At 73.0% G+C, this 20,913-nt stretch carries 18 protein-coding genes; 5 read left to right on the forward strand and 13 right to left on the reverse strand.

What is annotated here, in order from left to right:
* Position 1 precedes the first annotated feature (1 nt).
* Together GA0070618_RS04200 and GA0070618_RS04205 are read left to right on the forward strand one after the other, a co-directional pair.
* A complete protein-coding gene (locus GA0070618_RS04200) occupies positions 2–925 on the forward strand; it encodes a phosphorothioated DNA-binding restriction endonuclease (RefSeq protein ID WP_197701718.1) in 924 nt (307 codons plus the stop codon).
* A gap of 288 nt (positions 926–1,213) precedes the next feature.
* A complete protein-coding gene (locus tag GA0070618_RS04205; RefSeq protein WP_088980450.1) occupies positions 1,214–2,827 on the forward strand; it encodes a hypothetical protein in 1,614 nt (537 codons plus the stop codon).
* A 109-nt stretch (positions 2,828–2,936) separates the two neighbouring features.
* Here GA0070618_RS04205 and GA0070618_RS04210 read toward each other — a convergent pair whose 3' ends face one another.
* The 10 genes from GA0070618_RS04210 to GA0070618_RS04255 all read right to left on the reverse strand — a co-directional run bounded on the left by GA0070618_RS04210 (position 2,937) and on the right by GA0070618_RS04255 (position 14,866).
* Positions 2,937–3,695 carry a MerR family transcriptional regulator gene (locus GA0070618_RS04210; protein ID WP_088980451.1) on the reverse strand — a complete coding sequence of 253 codons (759 nt, stop codon included), beginning with the start codon at positions 3,693–3,695 and terminating at the stop codon, positions 2,937–2,939.
* A gap of 238 nt (positions 3,696–3,933) precedes the next feature.
* The gene (locus tag GA0070618_RS04215) at positions 3,934–4,566 is read right to left on the reverse strand and encodes a hypothetical protein (protein WP_088980452.1); all 633 of its coding nucleotides are present in this window, start codon (positions 4,564–4,566) and stop codon (positions 3,934–3,936) included.
* A gap of 174 nt (positions 4,567–4,740) precedes the next feature.
* A complete protein-coding gene (locus GA0070618_RS04220) occupies positions 4,741–7,041 on the reverse strand; it encodes a putative bifunctional diguanylate cyclase/phosphodiesterase (protein WP_231931598.1) in 2,301 nt (766 codons plus the stop codon).
* A 191-nt stretch (positions 7,042–7,232) separates the two neighbouring features.
* A complete protein-coding gene (locus GA0070618_RS04225) occupies positions 7,233–8,771 on the reverse strand; it encodes a hypothetical protein (RefSeq protein WP_088980453.1) in 1,539 nt (512 codons plus the stop codon).
* Positions 8,772–8,841: 70 nt separating this feature from the next.
* Positions 8,842–9,933, reverse strand: coding sequence for a hypothetical protein (locus tag GA0070618_RS04230; protein ID WP_088980454.1), 1,092 nt, complete (start codon positions 9,931–9,933; stop codon positions 8,842–8,844).
* Positions 9,934–10,311: 378 nt separating this feature from the next.
* Entirely contained in the window at positions 10,312–10,545 is a 234-nt protein-coding gene (locus tag GA0070618_RS04235) for a zinc-ribbon domain-containing protein (protein ID WP_088980455.1), read from the reverse strand.
* Positions 10,546–10,583: 38 nt separating this feature from the next.
* The gene (locus GA0070618_RS04240; protein ID WP_088980456.1) at positions 10,584–11,414 is read right to left on the reverse strand and encodes an SRPBCC family protein; all 831 of its coding nucleotides are present in this window, start codon (positions 11,412–11,414) and stop codon (positions 10,584–10,586) included.
* Complete coding sequence (locus GA0070618_RS04245; RefSeq protein WP_088980457.1) at positions 11,407–11,970, reverse strand: winged helix-turn-helix domain-containing protein; 564 nt, start codon at positions 11,968–11,970, stop codon at positions 11,407–11,409. The genes GA0070618_RS04240 and GA0070618_RS04245 overlap by 8 nt, the downstream gene beginning before the upstream one ends.
* Positions 11,971–12,056: 86 nt before the next feature.
* Complete coding sequence (locus GA0070618_RS04250) at positions 12,057–13,400, reverse strand: class I SAM-dependent methyltransferase (RefSeq protein WP_088980458.1); 1,344 nt, start codon at positions 13,398–13,400, stop codon at positions 12,057–12,059.
* On the reverse strand, positions 13,397–14,866 hold the full coding sequence (locus tag GA0070618_RS04255; RefSeq protein WP_088985274.1) for an FAD-binding oxidoreductase: 1,470 nt from the start codon (positions 14,864–14,866) through the stop codon (positions 13,397–13,399). Before GA0070618_RS04255 ends, GA0070618_RS04250 begins: the two co-directional genes overlap by 4 nt.
* Positions 14,867–15,013: 147 nt before the next feature.
* Here GA0070618_RS04255 and GA0070618_RS04260 point away from each other — a divergent pair, with 147 nt between their 5' ends.
* Together GA0070618_RS04260 and GA0070618_RS04265 are read left to right on the forward strand one after the other, a co-directional pair.
* Entirely contained in the window at positions 15,014–15,493 is a 480-nt protein-coding gene (locus GA0070618_RS04260; RefSeq protein WP_088980459.1) for an aminoacyl-tRNA deacylase, read from the forward strand.
* 77 nt (positions 15,494–15,570) lie between these two features.
* Positions 15,571–15,855 (forward strand): DUF427 domain-containing protein, encoded by a 285-nt coding sequence (locus GA0070618_RS04265; RefSeq protein ID WP_088980460.1) that lies wholly within the window; start codon positions 15,571–15,573, stop codon positions 15,853–15,855.
* 148 nt (positions 15,856–16,003) lie between these two features.
* Here GA0070618_RS04265 and GA0070618_RS04270 read toward each other — a convergent pair whose 3' ends face one another.
* The 3 genes from GA0070618_RS04270 to GA0070618_RS04280 form a co-directional block, all read right to left on the reverse strand.
* Positions 16,004–16,471, reverse strand: coding sequence for a hypothetical protein (locus GA0070618_RS04270; protein WP_088980461.1), 468 nt, complete (start codon positions 16,469–16,471; stop codon positions 16,004–16,006).
* A gap of 133 nt (positions 16,472–16,604) precedes the next feature.
* Positions 16,605–18,557 (reverse strand): vWA domain-containing protein, encoded by a 1,953-nt coding sequence (locus tag GA0070618_RS04275; protein ID WP_088980462.1) that lies wholly within the window; start codon positions 18,555–18,557, stop codon positions 16,605–16,607.
* Positions 18,558–18,623: 66 nt separating this feature from the next.
* The gene (locus tag GA0070618_RS04280) at positions 18,624–20,162 is read right to left on the reverse strand and encodes a sigma 54-interacting transcriptional regulator (protein WP_088980463.1); all 1,539 of its coding nucleotides are present in this window, start codon (positions 20,160–20,162) and stop codon (positions 18,624–18,626) included.
* A gap of 108 nt (positions 20,163–20,270) precedes the next feature.
* On the opposite strand from GA0070618_RS04280, the gene GA0070618_RS04285 reads away from it, so the two are divergent.
* Entirely contained in the window at positions 20,271–20,801 is a 531-nt protein-coding gene (locus tag GA0070618_RS04285; RefSeq protein ID WP_088980464.1) for a GNAT family N-acetyltransferase, read from the forward strand.
* Positions 20,802–20,913 lie beyond the last annotated feature (112 nt).

Consider the following 20,913-nt stretch of genomic DNA (forward strand, 5'->3'; position numbering starts at 1 on the left):
CGTGGCGGGCAGCGGGGACACCAGGCACGAGGTGCTGACCCGGCTCACCGGGCTGCGACTTCACCAGCACCAGGGCCGGCGGGCACCGCACAAGCCTCTCCTGGTGCTGCTGGCCCTGGCCCGGCTCGCCGAGTACGGGTCGAGCGAGCTGAGCTGGTCGACCACGCACGAGCGGCTGAGCGACCTGCTCACCGAGTTCGGCCCGGCGTCGCGTACCGGACGGACGCAGAGCGCCGCGTACCCGTTCACCCGGCTCCGGACCGACGGGGTGTGGCTGCTCGACCGGGACGTACCGATGGATCTGGTCACGCCGCTCACCGAGCGCGACCCGAGCGGCCGGTTGGCGCCGGAGCTGGAGGCGGCGCTGCGCCGGGACCCGGCGTTGCTGCACACGGTGGCCCGCACCCTGGTGGAGAGCCACTTCCCGGCCACTGTCGCGCCGGACGTGCTGCTCGCCGCCGGGCTGGACCCGGACGTGGTGCTGGCCGCCGGCACGGCAGCGGGCACCACACGTGGCCGGCGGCGGAATCCGCGCTGGCGGGGCGCGGTCCTGGCGGCCTGGGACCGGCAGTGCGCCTTCTGCGGGTACGACGGCCAGCTCGGTTCCGCCTCGGCCGGCCTCGACGCGGCGCACGTCCGCTGGTTCGCCTACGACGGGCCGGACGAGCTCGACAACGGGCTGGCCCTGTGCGTGCTGCACCACAAGCTCTTCGACCTCGGTGTGGTCGGCCTGGACCGGGCGCTGCGGATCGAGGTGTCGGACACCTTCACCGCCCGGACGCCGGCCGGCCGGGCGGTCTACGAGTTGCACGGGCGCGAGGTGCACCCGCGTCGCCCGGGCCACACCGGCCCGGCCGCCGAGCACATCACCTGGCACCGCCGCGAAGTCTTCAAGGGCACCCCGCTGGCGGCCACCGCGCGGTGACGTCGCCCGCCGACTCCGGTCGCCGTCGAGTTCGACGCCGACCGGAAGGTGTGGTGCCGGCAGGGACGCCCCGACGGCGGAATCACCACCTGTACGCGACATATTTTCGCCAGTACGAATAACCCGGTTGCACAGCACGCGCGAATTGGGCAGCCCGCAGGAATCCGACAGTCGCATATGGCCAGGCATCGGCATCTGCAATCTTCTCTGCCAGGAGACCTCCTTTAACTCGCGATCATATTTGCCATGCACGGAATGAGGAAAAAAGTGAGAAGAATACGTGATGCCATGGCCGCGGCGGGGTGTGGAATCCTGTTGGCCAGCCTGCTCGTCAGCATCGATGTCGCCGCCGCGAGCCCAACCGCCGGCGGCTCGGCGGAGGTCACGGTCGCCGCCGCCGGTCGCGGCTACGCCTCGCCGAAGTTCATCGACCAGCGCACCAACTCGCCGGCCCGCCAAGCAGCCACGACTGCGGACCACCCGACCCGGGGAGTCGACGGCAGGCCCACCGGCGACACCCTGCCCGCCCGTGTCAGCACGGCGGCCAAGCCGTCGACCACGAGTGCCCGCGTCCAGGACGGCCCGAACACCGGCGGATCCCGCCTGCCGCGTGCTCCGTCGCCGCGCACCATCAACTCCAACTTCGCCGGCATCAACCAGGCCGGCGGTGGCGGCGCCCAGCCCTCCGACGTCAACGCCAGTGTCGGCCCCACGCAGATCCTGGAGACCGTGAACCGGCGGGTCACCGTGTTCGACAAGACCGGCGTGCAGCAGTGCACCAACACCCTGGCGGGGTGGCTCGGACTCGGCAGCACCAACGTGTTCGACCCGCGCACCCTGTACGACAACCTGAACGACCGGTTCATCGTCATCGCCACCACCAACGGCACGCCCGGCGCGGCCCCGCGACTGTTCCTGGCCGCGAGCACCGGCGGCGACGCCTGCGGCGGCTACTTCGTCTACACGCTCACCTTCAGCGGCGCGCTGTTCCCGTCGGGAATGCTGTTGGACTACCCGTACCTGGGCCAGGACCGGGTCGCGATCCTGTCCTCCACCAACAACTTCAATCCCGGGTACGTCAACTCCACCGCCTGGTCGGTGTCCAAGGCTCTGGTGTACGCCGGAGCGGCGGTCAGCTTCCCGGCCTTCGCCGTCGACTTCTCCACCGCACCGGTCACCGTGGTCGGCATCCCCGTCGCCGCCACCGCGAACACCTACTACGTGGCCGGCGTGCCCGGCACCGGATACCGGCTCTACCGGATGAGCAACAGCGCCGGTCCCGGCACCACTCTGGTCCTCCAGGCCACCGTGGCGTCCGCCTACGCCAGCCCCAGCCGACGGGTCAACCAGTGTGGCACGGCCACCACCCTCGACCCCCTCGACGGACGCATAGCCTGGGCGCCGGTACAGGCGGCCAACTCGCCGTACATCTGGTTCACCCATGGCATCGACATCGCCGGGTACCCCGGCGTCCGGTACGGAGCGATCGGCACCTCCACCAACACCGCCACCGTGGCCAACGCCTTCCACAGCAGCACCAGCGACGACTTCAACCCGTCCCTCGGCGCCTCCGAAGTCGCGCCGAACGCGTTCAACGTCTGGCTCAACTGGGCCTACACCGACACCGGAGCCACCACCTGCAGAAACACGTCCATGACGTTCAACGGGGTGCAACCCGGAGCGGGCGTACCCGCCCTCACCAACACCGACGTCACCCTGATCGTCGGCTCGAACACCGTCAGCAACACCCGCTTCGGTGACTACTCCAGCGTCCAGGTCGACCCGGTCGCCGCCAGCGCCAGCTGCCCGGTCGGCCGGACCGCGCTCCTCGCCCAGCAGTACTTCGTCGGCGGGACCTGGGCCACCCGCCTCGTCCGCGTCAGCTTCGGTGCCGGCTGTTGACTGACCGGCACCCGTACGGATGCCCGGCGGCACAAGGCCGTCGGGCATCCTCGGGACCACGAGCGTCGTCGGGTTGACGTCCGACGCCGGAAGGCCCGGCGCACACCCCTCAGGACCGGGTGATCGCGTTGGCGTGGATGGCCTCGCTCAGGTACGCGGTCAGTCCCGGCCTGATCTGCTCGTAGTGGGCGGTGAACCGGGGGTCGGCGAGGTACATGTCGGCCAGCCCGGTCTGGATCTCGTAGCTGCACTCGTAGTACCAGCGGCTGATGTGCGCCCGGTGCTCCTCGGCCAGCTCCATCGCCGCCGGACTGTCGGCCGATGCGCCGGACTCCATGACGGCCACGATCCGCCGAGCCCAGTCCTCCGTCTCCTCCTTCATCCGCAGCCAGTCGGCCCCGGTGTAGCCGGCGGTGCGCCGGGTCGACTCCCGGTACGCCTCGCTGCCGCCCCAACGCTGCTCAGCCTCCTCGGCGTGCGCGTCGGGGTCGAAGTCGCCGAAGACCTCGAACCGTTCCTCGGGCGTGAGTCGGATGTTCATCTTCTTCGCCTCCATCGCGAACTCGATCGCCGTGACCATCTCCTCCAGGCGCTTGATGCGTACCGTCAGCAGTTCGTGCTGCCGCCGCAGGTGCGCCGCCGGGTCGGCCCCCGGGTCGTCGAGGATGGTGGCGATCTCTTCCAGCGGGAACCCCAGCTCACGGTAGAAGAGGATCTGCTGGAGCCGTTCCAGGTCCGCATCGTCGTAGCGGCGGTACCCGGTTGGGGTGCGCCCGCTTGGCGAGAGCAGTCCGATCTCGTCGTAGTGGTGCAGCGTTCGTACGGTCACCCGGGCCAGCCGGGCGACCTCTCCCACCGTGTGCGCCATGGTTCCTCCCTTCTCCGGAGCCACGTTCCCGCCTTCCGTTAGGTGAGGGTCAAGCCCGATTCAACGCACCGGTGGGTGGGTGGTGGGGTGCCGGGGGTTGAGGTGTTTGCAGGGGGCCCTTCCTCATCAAAATGCGCTAGCAGGGGACCCCTGCTACCACCTCAACCCACCGCTACCACCACCAAACCCCCGGCTCCGCCGTGGTGGCGGGACCGGGGGCGGGTGGGTCAGGAGCGGGTCAGGCGGTGACGCGCTCCCGCTCCGGGGCGGCGAACGTCTCGTTCCTCGGGGTCCGGGCCGCGTGGACGAAACCGGCGATCGAGAGCAGGAACAGCAGCCCGGCGCCGAGGTACATGGCCAGCGCGCCCTGCTGGGCCTTGACGCCGAACTCGCTGAAGCCGTACGAGGTGAGCAACAGGCCGCGCAGCGTCTCGCCCTTGAAGACGGTCTCCCGCTGGCCCTGGAGCTGGGCGAGCTGCTTCTCCAACTCGGGCAGGGCCGGGTCGTTGGCCTGCCGGGCCGCCTCGATCTTGCCCTGGATCTCGCGCTCCGGTCCGCCGAGCGAGGCGTACGTCTGGCCGCCGGCGATGCCCTTCAGGTGCAGCCCGATGTACTCGTTGGCGTAGCACTCGGCCTGCTTGCCGGTGGTCATCAGCTTGCCGGCGTTCTCGACGAGGCAGTCGGCCTTCTTCTCCTCCTCGCTGAGGTTCTCGGCGGGGGTGAACCGGATGTTCTGCTCACTCAACTGGTCGCGTACGTAGTCGTTGGCGAAGTTGGCGTTGGTGGTCAGCACGATGCCGATGACGAGCAGGAGGGCGGCCAGTCCGAGGCCACCGATGCTGAAGAGGATGTCGAGGGTCCGGCGCTTCATGTCGTTCTCCCCAGGTCGCTGCCGCTGTCGGATGTCTACATATCGATTACTAATACATGGTCGCGCCGACCGCACGGTGGGAGACAGGGCCGAAGCTCCCCGACCTGACCGGGACCTTCGACCCTGCCGAGGGCGGGTACGACGGCCGGAGAAAGCCCCGAACTGATTCGCGGATCAGAATCCGGTGAACGCCGAGCGCAGGTCGGCGAGGCTGCCCGGCCGGCCGTAGAGGTAACCCTGACCCTGGGCGCAGCCGATCGCGGCGACCGCGTCGTGCTGCCGGTCGGTCTCCACGCCCTCCGCCACCACCCGCAGGTCGAACGCGTCGGCGAGGCTGCTCACCATGTTGACCGTCGCGTACGCCCGCGCGTCCTCACCCAGCCGGGCCACGAACGACCGGTCGATCTTCAGCTCGGTGGCCGGGATCCGGTGCAGGTAGCTCAGCGACGAGTAGCCCGTGCCGAAGTCGTCGATGGCGATCCGGATGCCCAGCTCACGGAGCTGGCGGAGCCGGTCCAGCACCGCCTCGCTCCCCTCGATCAGCGCCGACTCGGTCAGTTCCAGGGTCAACGCGCGCGGGGCCAGCCCGGCGGCGGAGGTCGCCCCGGTGACCGTGGCGATCAGGTCGGGACGGCGTAGGTGAGCTGCGGCGATGTTGACCGCGACCGTCGCGTCCGGGGCGCCCCGTCGCCAGACGGCCGCGGCCCGGCACGCCTCGTGGATCACCCAGCGGTCGATGGGGAGGATCAGGCCGGTCTCCTCGGCCAGCGGCAGGAACCGGCCCGGTGACAGCATCCCGAGCCGGGGGTGCCGCCAGCGTACGAGCGCCTCGGCGCTGCGGACGACGCCGCTGCGCAGGTCGACGATGGGTTGGAACTCCAGCTCCAACTGTCCCTCGTCGACCGCCCGACGCAGTTCGGCGATCAGCTCGGCCCGGCTCACCGCCGACTCGCGCAGCGCCGGGGTGCAGGTCCGGTACGCGGACTTGCCGGCCGCCTTCGCCGCGTACATCGCGATGTCGGCGTCGCGGAGCAGGTCGCTGTGGGTGGCGTGCTGGGGGCCGTACTCGGCGATGCCGATGCTGGCCGACGGATGGGTGCCGACGTCCTCCTCGTCGTCGGCCGGGCGCAGCGCGGTGAGCAGCCGCTCGGCCAGCCGTTCGGGGGACACCGGCCGGTCGGCGTCGACCAGGACGGCGAACTCGTCCCCGCCGAGGCGGGCCACCGTGCCGTCGCCGTCCACCGCGTCGCGCATCCGGTCGGCGATGCTGACCAGCAGCGCGTCCCCGGTGGCGTGCCCGAACCGGTCGTTGACCTGCTTGAAGCCGTCCAGGTCGAGCAGCAGGACGGAGACCGGGGACTCCTCCCGGATGGCCCGGCGCAGCCGGCGGGTGAACATCAACCGGTTCGGCAGGCCGGTGAGCTGGTCGGCGTAGGCGAGCTGGCGGAGTTGGGCGACCAGTCGCAGGTTCTCGTTGGCGGCGAGGCCCTGCCGCAGGGCCAGGACGGCCAGCAGACCCAGCACACAGACGAGGATCAGCGGCGGGGTCTGCCCGGTGGGCCGGCGGGCCAGCAGCACCGCGACGATCGCCCCGCCCACCGGGAGGTACGGCAGGGCCGCCCGCCACCAGGGCGGTGCCGGCGGGACGATGGTCTCGTCGGTGTCCACGCTCTCGGCCGGCGGCGGGTAGCGGGTCGCCACGCCCACCAGCAGGCAGGTCAGCGGCCAGCCCAGGTCGACCAGGTGCCCGGGGACGTAGCTGCCGTGCGCGAGCAGCCAGACGTAGCCGATGTCGGCGACGGCCCGGACGGCGAGGCTGCCGCCGAGCACGGTCAGCGGGCACCACATGGTGCGGGACGATCCGGTCACCGCCGCCAGGATGGTCAACTGCACCAGGTCGAAGGTCGGATAGACCAGGGCGAGGGCGTGGTCCGGCTCGGCGAGTGGGGCGGCGGCGACGTCGCGGAAGACCACCACCCAGCCGATCGGCACCAGGGACAGCCCGACGATCACCCCGTCGAGCAGGACCCGGCCCCGGCCGACGGTGCTGTGCGGCGCGGTGGGGCTGGACAGGATGCCGATGGTGCCGAGGACGATGCCGGTGATGAAGACCAGCCCGACCAGCGGGGTGTGCGGGGTCTCGCCGCTGCTGACGCGCCCGAGCGCCCAGAGTGCCCGGGAGACAGCGGAGAGGGCCATGGTGACCGCGAGCAGCGTCCAGAATCGGCGCAGCGACGGCGGGTGGCGGCGGGACACCCCGGCGCAGGCGACCGCAGCCCAGCCGGCGACGGCGATCGCGCCGAGGTCGGCAACGAGCGCGGCGGCGGGTAGTCGGGCGACGAGCCAGAACGCCTCGACGAGGACGACCGCCACGGCGACGGCGAGACCGAGCCGCCCGGGGCGGGACGGCCCAGGCGGCACTCGGGACGAACCGGTCGCCACCACGGCGTCCCGGTTCACCTCCTGCGGCGGCACGGCGATTCGCTCCGGCTCTCTCTTCTGAGTCCACGCTGGACGGCGCGTACCGGTCACGGGTGGCGAACGAGCAAAGCCTAGCCAGCGTGCCGCGCCCCCGCTAGCACCTGCGACTGACCCCCTGCTCAGTCGGCGCGCCCCGGACCTGCCCTGTCGACCGGTTTGGGATGCCTCACGGTGGTCCGAGCCGGTCAGTCCCACTCCTCGGTGGCGACCGCGTCGTCGGCGGGGTCGACAGAGTCCGGGTGCACGGAGTCCGGGTCGGCGGCGGGCGGTGGCGGGCCGCCGTGCGTCCACGGGGTCTCCTCCACTGTCGGGAACGCCCCGGCCGGCAGGAACGCGTCCGACAGGGTGGTGTAGCAGAGCCGTTCGCCGACCTCGGGGACCGTCCCGGGCGGCGCGGTCCGGCCGCGCCCCATGCCGCCGGACAGCTCCAGCACCACCTCGGTCTTCGACTCCCCCACCGGGTTGACGAAGACCACCTTCGCCTTCTGGGCGGGCCGGGTCGGTGACCAGAGGGTCGCGCCGACCGGCATCGGCACCGGCTCGTCGGTGACCACCTGGATCCGGGGACGCAGCACCGGACGCTTGCCGGTGTCGTCGATCCGGGTCGGGTCGGCCAGGGTCACGTCACCGACGAACGCCTCCCCGGTCAGCCGGTGCTCGGCCATCACCAGCGGGTCGTCGTAGGCGCGCTGGACGGCGTACGCGGTCAGGGCCCGCTCCAGCCGGTGCAGCTTCGCCGCGGCGGTCACCGCCCCGTCCCGGCGGGGCTGCGGCGCCCCGCCCCCGTCGACGTGCTCGGCGAACGCGGTGAACGCGTCCCGGTCACCGTCCCAGCGGCCGGCGACCCGCGCCCCGGGCGGCAGGGCGTACAGCAGCGCCAGTCCGCGCCACATCAGGTCCCAGGTCGGCGCGAGCTGGCCGCGCAGCAGCTCCACCAGATCCGCGTACGCCGTCCGGCGGGCGTCCGGGTCGTCGCCGGCCGCCGCGTACGCCTCGATCGCCGGGTACAGCCGGCCGTTGTCGAAGTCCGGGTCGGTGGCCGGGCCGGCGGGCGGGCAGAGCGACGGGTCCTCGGCGCGGGCGGCGGCCTGCGCTCCGGTCAGCCCCGGCGGGGGGTCGATCCAGCCGAGCAGCGCCGGCAGGTGCAGGTCCTCCAGCACGCTCTGCCCGGTCGCGTAGTGCAGGGTGAGCGCCTCGGTCAGGGCGAGCAGGGCCGACGAGCCCGGGTGCTCGGCCCGGTCGGCGAAAAAGGTGAGCCAGCGGCCGAGCAGCGGCACCGACGGGTGCACCGGGTACTCGCCGTCGGCACGGCGGAACCGGGTGGCCCGCCCGAACAGGCGCAGGAACGTCACGCCGGCCGGGTTCGGCACCACCAGTTGCGGCGCGTCGACGTACCGCCGGCGCACGTCCCGGCCCCGGTCGACCGGGACGTCCTCGGTCGCGCCCCGGTGCCCGTCGATCCAGGGCAGCACGATCCCGGCCAGTTCGGCGGCGAAGGCGAAGCGCTGGTCCCGGTTGCGGGGTTGCGGCACGATCAGCAGCCGGGCGTCGTCCGGGGCGGTGCCGACCAGCGCGGCGAGGGGGGCGTTCGCCTCGCCGGCCAGCGCCAGCGGGACGAGCACCAGCGGCTGCGGGGCCAGGTGCAGGTGCCGGACGGTGGCGACCGGCTCGGCCCGCCCGGTGGCGAGCGCCCGGGCACGGGCGAGCGCGCGCAGCGTACTCACGTGGGCCGCCCGGTGGCGCGCACGCGCAGCGTACTCACGTGGGCCGCCCGGCGGTGCGCGCGCAGCGTACTCACGTCGGCCGTCCGGCCAGCGCCTCGGCCCGCAGCCGGGCTGCGGCCCGCAGCAGCGCGGCGGCCTCCGCCTGGTCCGGTTCCCCGGGGTGGTCGCCGTCGGCGAGCGCGAGCGCCTCCGCGACGTCGGCCACCCCGCCGAGCGCCTCGCGGACCGGCCGGCCCAGCGCGGCGGTGTGTCCACGTGCCTCGTGGCGGCAGAAGAACGCCAGCTCGCAGGCGGCCAGGCAGTCCGGGGCGTAGTGCGCCTCGACGGCGCCCAGCGCCGCGACCAGGGCCGCCGGCTCGGCGGTCGGGTCGGCGGTGAAGTCCTCCGGCACGCGGGCCAGCAGCGCGTCGAGCCGGTCCATCCGGGCCAGTTGCCGGCGCAGCACCAGCAGTTGCCGGCGCACGTCGACCAGACTCGCCACCGGCTGGTTGGCGAAGTCACGCGGGCAGATCAGCACCACGTCGGCGGAGACCAGTTCCGGATCGTGCCCGGCGGCGGCGAGCAGTTCGCGCAGGGCGAGCACGTAGACGGCGGACTGGATCGCGGCGGCGGCCACCTTGCCCGGGTCGGCCTGGCCGTCGACCACCGGGAACGACTTGATCTCCACGACGTGGTAGCGGCCGGCGAGCCGGGCGGCGACCAGGTCGGGTTCCAGGTACACCCGCTGGCCGGCGATCTCCAGGCTGAGCAACGGATGGTCGAACAGAGCGGGTGACGCGTCATCGTCGGCGGCGGTCAGCAGTTCCCGGGACCGCTCGTGCCGCTGTGTCAGGCCGTCGGCGTTCAGGTCGGTCCAGGTGGGCACCCCGCCCGGCGACACCCCGAGCCGTTCGGCGACCAGGCGCAGCAGTTCCGCGCCGCCGTCGGCCTTGACCTGCGCCTCGAACGCGTTACCCCGGCTGATCGCGAACCGGGACTGCCCGAACCGGGCGGGAAAGCCGATCCGCTCCGCCAGCCGGGGCTTGTCCACGCCGGCCCCGTCCAGCACGGCCCGTCGGGTGCAGCCCGGGTTGCCGGTCAGCGCGGCGATCGTCCGGGCGTTGTGCCGGCGGGCCGGCACGCCGCCCCGGATGGCGGCCAGTCGCTGCTCGGTGGTCGTCACGACAGGCCACGATAGGCGCTCCAGTCCCGCCCCGCCCGCACCGGCACCCCGGGGCGTCGCGGTTGCCGGGCGCGCGGGGTGGGCTGGGGTGGGGTGCAGTTTGGTGGTAGCAGGGGTCCCCTGTTACCGCTTTTTGATGAGGAGGGGGCCCTGCAGGCACCTCAGCCAGGCACCTCAGCCGGGCATGTCAGCCGGGCATGTCAGCGGCCGGTGGAGCGGTTCCGGGGGGAACGGGGCAGCCGCGCCCCGGCGGACGGCCGACGGCGGCGTCGACGACGCCGCACCGGGGTGCAGGGTGGCCGGGACACGGTGTGGGTGGGCGGCTCGTCGGGCGGGGTCGGGGCGCGGCCGATCAGCCAGCAGAGGAAGCGGGTCATCTCAGCCGACCGGGAGGCGCTGCGCCTCGTGTTTCCCGATGACGTACTCCGCGCCGCAGAACGAGCACTGCCGCACGTAGCGGGTGCGGATCGGGATCAGCGGGACGAAGAACACGCTGAACCTCGTCGACCGCTTGGTGATCACCTGGGCGGCGTGGTTGCCGCAGTTCGGGCAGACCATGGCGACCACGCCCGACCGGCTGACCGAGGTACGGAGTCCGAAGATGAGGAACATCGCCGGGCAGTACCCCGATCGGCCGGCCGCTAACGGTGTCAGAGCCAGATCGGCCGCCAGTCCGGCACCTCGTGGTAGCGGCGCAGCTCGGCGAGACCGGCGACGGAGCCACCCCAGGCGGCGTACGGCGGGTTCTGCTCGTCGAAGCCGCTCTGCACGAAGGTCAGCCGGGTCCGGCCCTCGGACTCGTCGAGTTCCCAGGTGGTGACGCCGGTCGGTCCCCAGTCGACCGACATCCGCCGTCCCGGCTCCAGGTCGACGACCTTCGCCGCGTAGCCGGACTCGAACCCGCCCATGGCGTACCGGCCGCCGACCCAGGGCTCGATGCCGATCGGGTACCCGAACCAGGCGCTGGCCTGCTCGGAGTCGATGAGCGAGGTGTAGACGGCGTCCATCGGCGCGTCGATGAGCAGCTCGCCGCGCAGGTCGGTGGAGGTGAAGTCGACCTTCGGCAGCAGGGGACGCCCCTCCAGGTGGGCGGCGAGGTTGGCGATGCCCAGCGACCACCAGGTCTGGAGCACGCCCCGGATGTTGCTGCCGCTGATCGCCTCGGCGAAGTCGAAGTGCGTCTGGGTGAGGGTGAGGATCGTCGCGTCCGGACCGTCCTCGGCCAGGTTGATCGTGGTGGTGGTCTCCTCGCCGCCGAGCAGCCAGGTGAACCGCAGGTCGTGGTCGTCGACGTGCAGCAGCCGCTGGTGCGGGGCGTCCCCCTCGGGGGTGTTGCGGCCCCAGAACGCGTACCGGTCCGGCAGCTCCACCTCGGCGTGCTCGGTGAGCCAGGTCCGCAGTTCGGCCGGGTCGGTGAGGGCGTGGTGGACGGTCTTGCGCGGCGCGTCCAGACGGGCCCGGATGGTCATCGGCTCAGTCACGGTCTTCTTCTCCCTTGGGATAGCAGGCGACGGCGAGCTTGAAGGCGTCGCCCTCGGCGCCGCCGTAACGGGTGAACAGGTCCTGAAGGGTGGTGCGGAGGTCGGCGAGGAACTCCTGCCGGCGGTCGGCCGGCACCCGGATCTCCCCGGACACCCCGATGCTGGGCAGCTCGGGGGCGGAGCGGTCGAGCGCCGCCACGTCGGCCTGGACCTGCTCCATCAGGTCGAGCAGGTGGCCGAGGCTCAGTTCGTCGCGGGCCCGGCGGAGGCCGCCGAGCCGACCGACGAGCCGGGGCGAGAGCCAGTACGACCGGGCGGCGGCCTGGTAGATGCCCTCGCTGATGCCGCGCACCCGGCGCTCGGACACCTGCTCGGCCAGCCCGGCCGCGACCAGCTGTTTGACGTGGTAGTAGACCCGTTGCGGGGTCTGCCCGAGCCGGGTGGCGACCTCGGTGCAGGTGCGCGGCTCGGCGAGCTGCCGCAGCACCTCGACCCGCTGCGGTTTGAGCAGGGTCTCGGCCTGGGCGATCTCTTCGAGGTACAGGACGTCTCTCATGGCAAAAACCAGCTTGTACGTAAAAACTGATTTTGTCAATCGGGCGCGCGACGGGAGACGGCCGGAGCCGCCCCGTCGTGAACCGGTCAGGGTGTCCAGTCGGGACGCAGCGGATAGTCGTCCGCCCCGTCGGGACCGTTCCGGGTCGCCAGCACCTGGTGCAACTGGATGCCGTTGCGCTCGAACGCCAGCCGCGAGCCGGCCATGTAGAGCCCCCAGACCCGGGCGGTGCCCGCACCGACCTCCGCCACGCAGTCGTCCCAGTGCGCCACCAGGTTGCGGCACCAGGCGGCCAGGGTCAGCGCGTAGTGCCGGCGCAGGTTCTCCTCGTGGTGCACCTCCAGCCCGGCGTCGTGGATCTCGCCGACCAGCCGCCCCGGACCGGCCAGCTCGCCGTCCGGAAAGACGTACCGGTCGATGAAGACGCCGGACCGGTGCGGGGCCCGGTTGTCCGCCCGGGTGATGCAGTGGTTGAGCAGCCGTCCCCCGGGCCGCAGCCGGTCCCGCAGCGCGCCGAAGTACGCCGGATAGTTGCCCACCCCGATGTGCTCGGTCAGTCCGATGGAGGAGATCGCGTCGAAGGGCCCGGCCGGCGCGTCCCGGTAGTCCAGGTGCCGCACCTCGGCCAGCGAACCCAGCCCCTCCCGCTCGATCGCCGCCCGCGCCCACTCGGCCTGGGCCCGGGACAGGGTCACCCCGACCGCGCGGACGCCGTACTCGCGGGCCGCGTGCCGGACCATGCCGCCCCAGCCGCAGCCCACGTCGAGCAGGCGCATCCCCGGCCGCAGCGCCAGCTTGCCGGCGACCAGGTCGTACTTGGCCGCCTGGGCCTGCTCCAGGGTGTCGTCCGGGTCGCGGAACAGCGCACAGGTGTACGTCATCGACGCGCCGAGCACCTTCTCGTAGAAGGCGTTGGAGACGTCGTAGTGATGCGAGATGGCGGAACTGTCCCGGGACCGGGAGTGCCGCAGCCCGGCCACCACCCGCCGCCAACGCGGGACGGCCTCCTGCGGCGGGGGCGGCGGCGGGCGCAGCCGCTCCCAGCCCAGCCCGCGCACCAGGACCAGCCCCTCGGCCAGCGACGGCGGACGCAGCCTCAGCTCGTCCTTGAGCACCCGGAGCGCCTCGTACGGGTCGCCCGGGTGCACCCCGGAGAGGGCCAGGTCACCGCTGACGTACGCCCGGGCCATGCCCAGATCCCCCGGAGCGGTCAACAGGTACGACAGTCCCCGCTCCGAGCGGATCGCCAGGGTGATCCCGGCGTCGGCCGGGCCCACGGCGCTGCCGTCGTACCCGGTGATCCGCACGGGCAGGGGCCCGGTGGTGACGGCGCGGACGACGTCGGCCACGGTCGGACCCGGTGGTCGGCGGCGTCTCGGCGACGTGGACGCGACGGGCACCGTCTGCTGGTCACGTTCGGTGAGGCTCACTGTCGTGCCACCGCCTTCTCGTAGAGTCCGGTGAGCCGGTGTTCCGGGTCGTATCGGTCCTTGACGGCGTGGTAGGCGGCACCGCCGTACAGCCGGTCGAACTCCGCCCGGGCGTAGTAGGCGTCGGAGTAAAGGGACTTGTGCCCGCCGGTCCGGGCCACCGCCCGCTCCACGGCCCGGTTCACGTCGCCGTCGGCGGCGCCCCGGGCGATCGGCACGCTGCCCCAGAAACCCACGTTGACGTAGGTCTCGCCGGGACGCAGCGGGTACAGCGGCCAGACCCGGGCCGAACCGGGGCCGGCCACCTCCCTCAGCCGCAGCGGGCAGAGCCAGACCGGCGCCATGCCCACCTCGTGGGCGAACCAACGCAGGAAGTCGGCGGTGCCGGCGAGCGGGATCTCCACGTCCTGCACCACCCGCTCCCGGGGCGCCCGCCCCCGCCAGCGGTCCACCCGGGCGGCGACGCCGTAGCGCTGCTCCAGCCGGACCAGGCGGTGGTAGACGTCGCTGCGTCGCCAGCGGGACGGCCAGAGCCGGCGCACCACCGGGTGCTGCGCGCCGAACGCCCGGGAGCACCAGAACCAGTCGGTGTCCCAGCGCCACAGGTAGTCGTGGGTGGTCAGCAGGTCGTGCCCGCGCCGGGACAGCGACCGGTAGTAGATCTCCCGGCCGGTGTAGTCACTGGGCCGTTGCCCACCGCCGGCCGGGGACACGCCGCCGGCCGGGCGCGCGTCATCGGCCGGGCGTTCCTCGTCGGCCGGGCGCGCGTCGTCGGTGAAGGCGCCCAGCACCAGATACGCCTCGTCCGGGGCGAACACCACCCCGTCCATCGCGTCGACCGGACGACCCGCCCACATCCGGGTGGTGGTCACCGCGCCGATCGCGTCGACCAGCGTGTCCAGGTCGGTGAAGCGGACGTTGCGCAGGGCGACGTACCGGCGGACCGGTTGCAGCTCGATCCGGAGCCGGGTGGCGTAGCCAAGGCTGCCCAGCGAGTTCGGAAAGGCCGCGAAGAGGTCGGCGTGCGGGCCGTCCGGGCCGATGGTGAGCAGGTCACCCGCGCCGGTGAGCACGTCCATCTCGACCACCGACTCGTGCGGCAGGCCGTTACGGAACGAGGTCGACTCGATGCCGAGGCCGGTCACCGCCCCACCCAGCGTGATCGTGCGCAGCTGCGGCACCACCAGCGGCATCAGCCCGTACGACAGGGTCACCGCGACCAGGTCCTCGTAGGTGCACATGCCCTGCACGTCGGCGGTGCGGGCCACCGGGTCGACCCCGAGCACCCCGGTCAGGCCACCGACGTCCAGCCCCGGGGACGCGGTGGCCGCCCTCGGACGGAACAGGTTGGAGGTCCGCTTGGCCAGCCGGACCGGCTCGCCGGCCGGCACCGCCGCGTACGACCGGCGGAGTGCCTCGACGGCCCGGCCGTGCCGGTCACCTGCCGGTCCGTGCGGGTCACCCACCCGCTCCACACGCAGCGCGCACACGCCATCACCCTACGCTGAAACGGGCGGATATGCGTGTTGTCCACGATGGCTTTTCGCAGGTCAGATAGCTGAAGGCGGGTGGGCCCGCCGGCCGGGCGCGGCCGACCGGGATACCGTCCGGGCATGACGACACCCGCGTTCGCCGCCCTGGACGCCCTGGAACTGCCGTACCGGGTCATCCGGCACGGCCCGGTCCGCAGCCTCGCCGAGGCCGCCGCCGCACGTGGCGTGCCGGTTCCCGACGTGGTCAAGACCATCGTGGTCCGGCGCGGCGAGGACGACTACGTCTTCGTGCTCACCCCGGGCGACCGGGTGGTCTCCTGGCCGAAGCTGCGGGCCCTGCTCGGAGTCAACCGGCTCTCCATGCCGGACGCGGAGACCGCGCGGGCGGTCACCGGCTACGAACGCGGGACCATCACCCCGTTCGGCGCGACCGCCGGGTGGCCGGTCGTCGCCGACGAGCGGATGCGCGGTCGTCTGGTCACGCTCGGGGCCGGCGCGCACGGGGTCGCCGTCGCGGTGGACGCCGACGCCGCCCTGCTCAGCCTGGAGGCCACCGTCGCCGACGTCACCGACCCCGACCCGGCGCTGCCCGACTCCTGACCGGGGCAGGGCACGGCTGACCCGGCAGGGCACGGCGCAAGATGGCCGCGCCGGTGGACGGGGCATAGCCTGGGCGCATGCCGAAAGCCGTCTGGAACGATTTGGTGATCGCCGAGAGCGACGACACGGTGGTGGTCGAGGGCAACCACTACTTCCCCCGCGCCGCGCTCCGGGACGACCTGGTCCGGGAGTCCGACACCCACACGTCCTGCCCGTGGAAGGGCACCGCCTCCTACCTCAGCCTGGAGCACGAGGGCCGGACCAGTGCGGACGCCGTCTGGTACTACCCGGAGCCGAAGCCCGAGGCGGAGATGGTCCGCGGCCGGGTGGCGTTCTGGAAGGACGTCACGGTCGTCGACTGACGACGGGGCCGACCCGGTCAACCGGCTGGCCGCCGGGCCGGGGTCGGTCGACCGGCCGCGACGCCCGGGGCGGCCTGCTGACCGCGCGGCCGGGGCCGGTCCACCGGTTGCGGCGGCCGGGGTCGGCCGACTGGCCGCACCGGCCGGGTCAGCCGGTGGCGCGCAGGGCGCGCAGCTCGGCCAGGTGCAGCGGCAGGTGCACGCGGCCGTGCAGGTCCAGGGTGCGGCCCCAGGGCAGCGCCTCGTCCACCCGCAGCTCGAACCCCTCCCGCAGGTGGGTCTCGACCAACGTCCGGGACGCCGGGCCGAGCTGGTCGGCCAGCGCACAGAGCCGCCGGCTGGTCTCCCCGAACAGGGTGATCAGCCCGGCCATGCCGCCGTGCTGGACGACCACCGCGTCGAGCTGCGGCCGGTGGATGTCCTCCAGGTCGTAGTAGGCGTACGTCGAGCCGGCGATCACCGCCTCGGTCGCCTCGCTCATCAGCTCGTCGTTGACGGCAAGGTGGGCCACGATCTGCTCGGCGCTCAACCCGCCGTCCCGGGGCGGGCCGAACCCGCCCGCCTCCACCTCGGCGAGCAGGACGTCATACGTCCGGCGCAGCTCGGCGGTCTCCATCCGCCCAGCGTAGGCGTCGACCGCGCGACGGCGGGCCGATTCCGTCCCGGCACGACAGCCGAGGACGGCCCGGCGCCGGCACGACAGACATCCGGGGACGGGTCGGCCGGTACGACGGCCACGGGGTGAAGCCTCAGCGGCGGCCCCGGCGGGCGCGCAGGTAGTCGGAGACGACGTACTCGCCGAGGTCGTCGGTGTCCGGGGTGAAGATCCGCCCCTTCGACCGGCGGGCCACCGCGTCCATGAACCGGCGCAGCCCCGGGTCCTCGCCGAGCATGAAGATGTTCAACGTCGCGCCGTACCGGGTCAACCGGTCCACCTCGCGGATGGTGGCCTCGACCGTCTCGTGCAGCGGCGGCCAGTGGAAGACCGGCTCGCCGTCGTCCGGGTCGAGGTGGGCGGTGGGTTCGCCGTCGGTGACCACCAGCACCACCGGCTCCGCCCCCGGATGCCGGCGCAGGTGCCGTCCGGCCAGCCGCAGCGCGTGCTGGAGGTTGGTGCCCTGCACCATGTCCGGTTCGACCGCCGCCAGTTCCTGCTGGCTGAGCGGCAACGCCGCCCGGCCGAAGCCGACGATCTGGAGGGCGTCCTGCGGGAACCGGGTGGCGACCAGGTGGGACAGGGCCAGCGCGGTCTGCTTCATCGGCCCCCAGCGGCCCTCGGAGACCATCGAGAAGGACAGGTCGACGCAGAGCGCCACCGCCGCCGAGGCCCGCCGCTCGGTCTCCATCACCTCGAAGTCGTCGACGGCGAGCCGCACCGGCACCGTCGGCCCGGCCCGGCGCACTGCCCGGGTGAGGGTCCGCACCACGTCCAGCGGCTGCTCGTCGCCGTACCGCCAGGGGCGCGACGCCCCGCTCACCTCGCCGGCCGCTCCGGCGGACCGCAGGTCGTGCTGACCGCGCGGCCCGGCGGTCAGGTCGGCGAAGACCCGGCGCAACGCGGTGCCGGCAAGGCGGCGCAACGCCTTCGGGCTGAACGTCAGGCCGTCCGGGCTCCGGCTCACCCAGCCCTGCCGGCGCAGCTCCCGCTCCAGCTCCTGCAACCGGCGTACGTCGTCGGCGGCGTCCCGCCCGAGCGTGCGGCCGACCGTCTCCACGTCGACGTCGTCCAGGGTCGCCCCCGGGTGCTCCTGACCGAGCTGGTCGAGCAGGTCGTCCAGCTCGCCGATCTCGCCGAGCGCGGCGGCGGCCTCGCCGTAGCCCAACGGCTGGTCGCCCCGGACCCGCTCCCCCCGCGACCAGCCCAGGTCCGGCCGCAGCGCCCGCAGGTTGGCGTCGAGCGCGGCCAGCTCACCGGAGAGTCGGTCGCCGAGGGACTGCCGCATCAGTCCCGCGAGTTCCTCGCGCTGCCGGTCCGACAGCGACCGCATCAGCCGCTCCCCCGCCGCCGACCGGCGGGCAAGCACGTCCACCAGCTCGTCGACGTCACGCGGCTGTTCCGGGAAGAACTCGCCGTGCCGGCGCATGAACTCGGCGAACGCGTCGGTGGTGTCCTCCGCGCGGGCGTGCCGGGCCAGCAGGTCGTTGAGGTCCCGCATCATCTCGGCGAGCTGCTGCTGCACCCGAGGGTCGGCGGCGGCCCGCGCGGCGTCCCGCAGCCCGGCGAAGCGCTGCTCCAGCACCTCGCCGCGCAGCCCGTCGAGGATCCGCTGGTACGTCTGCCGGGCCTCGTCGCTGGCCCAGTCGTACGCCGCCAGTTCCTCGACCGCGCGGGCGGTGGAACGCGGCAGGTTGTCCAGCACCGCCTCGGCGAACCGGGCGTCGTCACCGTCCCGCCCGCGCAGCTCGTCCCGCTCGGCGGCGAGCGCCTGGTCGAGCAGCGCCCGGGCCCGGGTCACCGCCCCGTCCAGGTCACCCCGGCGCAGCGCCTCGCGCCGCAGCCGGCGGGCCCGGGCGGCCAGGTCGTCCAGTCCGCGCCGCCCCTGCGGCCCCCGGCGCAGCAGGTTCCGCAGCGCCTCACGCAGGCTCCCGCCGGCCAGCACCTCCGCGCCGACCTGGTCGACCGCCGCCCGCACGTCGTACGGGGGCGCGAGCGGGTCGGGTCCGCCGCGCCACTGCCCGTACCGGAACCGGTTACCAGCCATGCCCTCCACCGCCGTCCTCGCTCGTGGTTCGCTGCCCCGGCGGACCTGGCACCTATCGCGACGGGCTCAGCCCCGCCCGCCGTAGCGGGTCCGGCCGTCGTCGGTGACGTCCTTGCCGAGCCGGCGGGTCAGGTGCAGCCCCTCCAACACGAACTCGATCCCGGCGGCGGCCTCCTCCGGGGTGGGCGCGTCGCCCAGGCCGAGCCGATCCAGCACCTTGGCCAGCCCCGGGATGGTGCCCACCTGGGCCAGCAGATCGGTCGCGGCGACCAGCTCACCGGTCTCGATCACGGCGTCGTCGGCGACCAGCGCGGTGAACCCGGACAGGTCGATCCCGGCCATCCGGGCGCGGAACGTCTCGGCGGTGGCGGTCCGCAGCAGGTGGGCGAGGATCTCCGCCTCCCGGCCGTCCTCGCCGCTCTCGAACTCCACCTTGCCCCGCAGCGTGCTCACCACCGACACCGCGTCACCGACGCGCGCCACCGGCTCGGTTGGTAGCTGGGTTGGCTGGGTTGGTAGCAGGGGCCCCCTGTTACCGCTTTTTGATGAGGAGGGGTCCCCTGCAGGCACCTCGGAGGAGCCGGGTGCGGGTGCCGGTGCGGAGGCGGCGAGCAGGCCGGCGCGGCGCAGGGCGGCGGCGGCCACCGTCTCGGCGGCGGCGATGGCGAACCGGGCGGAGACCCCGGAACGCTGGTCGACCGAGGGCGATTCCCGCACCGTACGGGCGAACCGGGCCAGCACCTCCAGCACGTGCTCCGGCACCTCGGCGACGAGTTGCGCCTCCTGCCGGATCAGGGCCAGCTCCAGGTCCAGGTCCAGCGGGTAGTGGGTGCGGATCTCCGCGCCGAACCGGTCCTTCAGCGGGGTGATGATCCGGCCCCGGTTGGTGTAGTCCTCCGGGTTGGCGCTGGCCACCAGGAGCAGATCCAGCGGCAGCCGCAACTGGTAACCGCGAACCTGGATGTCCCGTTCCTCCAGCACGTTGAGCAGCGCCACCTGGATCCGTTCGGCCAGGTCAGGCAGCTCGTTGACGGCGAAGATGCCCCGGTTCGTCCGGGGCACCAGCCCGAAGTGAATGGTCTCCGGGTCGCCGAGCGAACGCCCCTCGGCGATCTTGATCGGGTCGACGTCGCCGATCAGGTCGCCGACGCTGGTGTCCGGGGTGGCGAGCTTCTCGCCGTACCGCATCGAGCGGTGCAGCCAGCCGATCGGCAGGTCGTCGCCGGCCTCGGCGACGGCCGCCCGGGAGGCCGGGGTGATCGGGTGCATCGGGTGCTCGTTGAGCACCGAGCCTGGGATCACCGGCGTCCACTCGTCGAGCAACCCGGCGAGGCTCCGGATCAGCCGGGTCTTGCCCTGGCCCCGTTCACCGAGCAGCACCAGGTCGTGCCCGGCGAGGAGCGCCCGCTCGACCTCGGGCAGCACGGTGTCGTCGTAGCCGACGATGCCGGGGAAGCGGTCGCCGCCCGTCCGCATCCGGGCGAGAAGGTTGTCACGGAGTTCCTGCTTGACCGTACGGTGCTGGTGTCCGGCCGCGCGCAGCTCGCCGAGCGTGCCGGGCAGGTCGGCCGGAGGGACCGGAGATACCGGGGAAGGGGCAGTCACCCGACCAAAGCTAGCTCACCCCGGGGAGGTATCCGTCGCACCAGTCGTCCGCTGAAAGCCGTTCGGTAACGTTCACACCTCCGTCGCCCGTCCGCAGGGAGTGTCAGCATGAACGATCCAGTCGTCACCCGGTACGCCACGCTCGCCGACCTGGAGCACATCGTCGACATCCACACCCGGGCCCGGCTCGCGTACTACCAGGCCGGCGGATTGACAGCCGACGCCGTCCAGGATCCGACGGTACGGGAGGCGCAGCGGGAAGGCTGGACCGAGGCGATCGAGTCGCCCGACAAGCGGGTGCTCTGCGCCACGCTCGGCGACGACGTCGTCGGCGCGGCCGCGATGGGACCGCCGCTGACGTCCGCCCCGGACACCACCCGGGCCGGTCAGCTCTACCAGATCCACGTCGTCCCCGGCCGCTGGGGACACGGCATCGGCAGCGTCCTGCACGCCGCTTTCCTCGACTACCTGGTGGAGACCGACCTGTCCCTCGGTCTCATCGAGGTCTGGGAACGCAACACCCGCGCCCTGGCCTTCTACACCCGGCACGGCTGGAAACCGGACGGCGGATCCCGCCCCGGCCCGGACGACTCCCGGTTCCTCTTCCTCCGACTCGCCCCGGTACGGAGCCTTCGGTAGCCACCGCGTCGCCGTTTCGCCGATCCGGAGGCCTCGGAAGTTCTGGACAGGCCAGTTTCGGCGAAACGGAGTGGATCACCCGGAGGGCGGACACGGGACGGAGTGGATCACC

This window comes from Micromonospora echinospora (assembly GCF_900091495.1).
GTDB lineage: Bacteria > Actinomycetota > Actinomycetes > Mycobacteriales > Micromonosporaceae > Micromonospora > Micromonospora echinospora.

What these genes read in the sequence shown, in the direction of transcription:
- GA0070618_RS04205 (WP_088980450.1), top strand. Translation starts at nt 1,214, where the DNA reads ATGGCCGCGGCGGGGTGTGGAATCCTGTTGGCCAGCCTGCTCGTCAGC.
- GA0070618_RS04270 (WP_088980461.1), bottom strand. Translation starts at nt 16,471, where the DNA reads ATGGAGACCGCCGAGCTGCGCCGGACGTATGACGTCCTGCTCGCCGAG.
- GA0070618_RS04210 (WP_088980451.1), bottom strand. Translation starts at nt 3,695, where the DNA reads ATGGCGCACACGGTGGGAGAGGTCGCCCGGCTGGCCCGGGTGACCGTA.
- GA0070618_RS04215 (WP_088980452.1), bottom strand. Translation starts at nt 4,566, where the DNA reads ATGAAGCGCCGGACCCTCGACATCCTCTTCAGCATCGGTGGCCTCGGA.
- GA0070618_RS04285 (WP_088980464.1), top strand. Translation starts at nt 20,271, where the DNA reads ATGAACGATCCAGTCGTCACCCGGTACGCCACGCTCGCCGACCTGGAG.
- GA0070618_RS04275 (WP_088980462.1), bottom strand. Translation starts at nt 18,557, where the DNA reads ATGGCTGGTAACCGGTTCCGGTACGGGCAGTGGCGCGGCGGACCCGAC.
- GA0070618_RS04265 (WP_088980460.1), top strand. Translation starts at nt 15,571, where the DNA reads ATGCCGAAAGCCGTCTGGAACGATTTGGTGATCGCCGAGAGCGACGAC.
- GA0070618_RS04245 (WP_088980457.1), bottom strand. Translation starts at nt 11,970, where the DNA reads ATGAGAGACGTCCTGTACCTCGAAGAGATCGCCCAGGCCGAGACCCTG.
- GA0070618_RS04235 (WP_088980455.1), bottom strand. Translation starts at nt 10,545, where the DNA reads ATGTTCCTCATCTTCGGACTCCGTACCTCGGTCAGCCGGTCGGGCGTG.
- GA0070618_RS04260 (WP_088980459.1), top strand. Translation starts at nt 15,014, where the DNA reads ATGACGACACCCGCGTTCGCCGCCCTGGACGCCCTGGAACTGCCGTAC.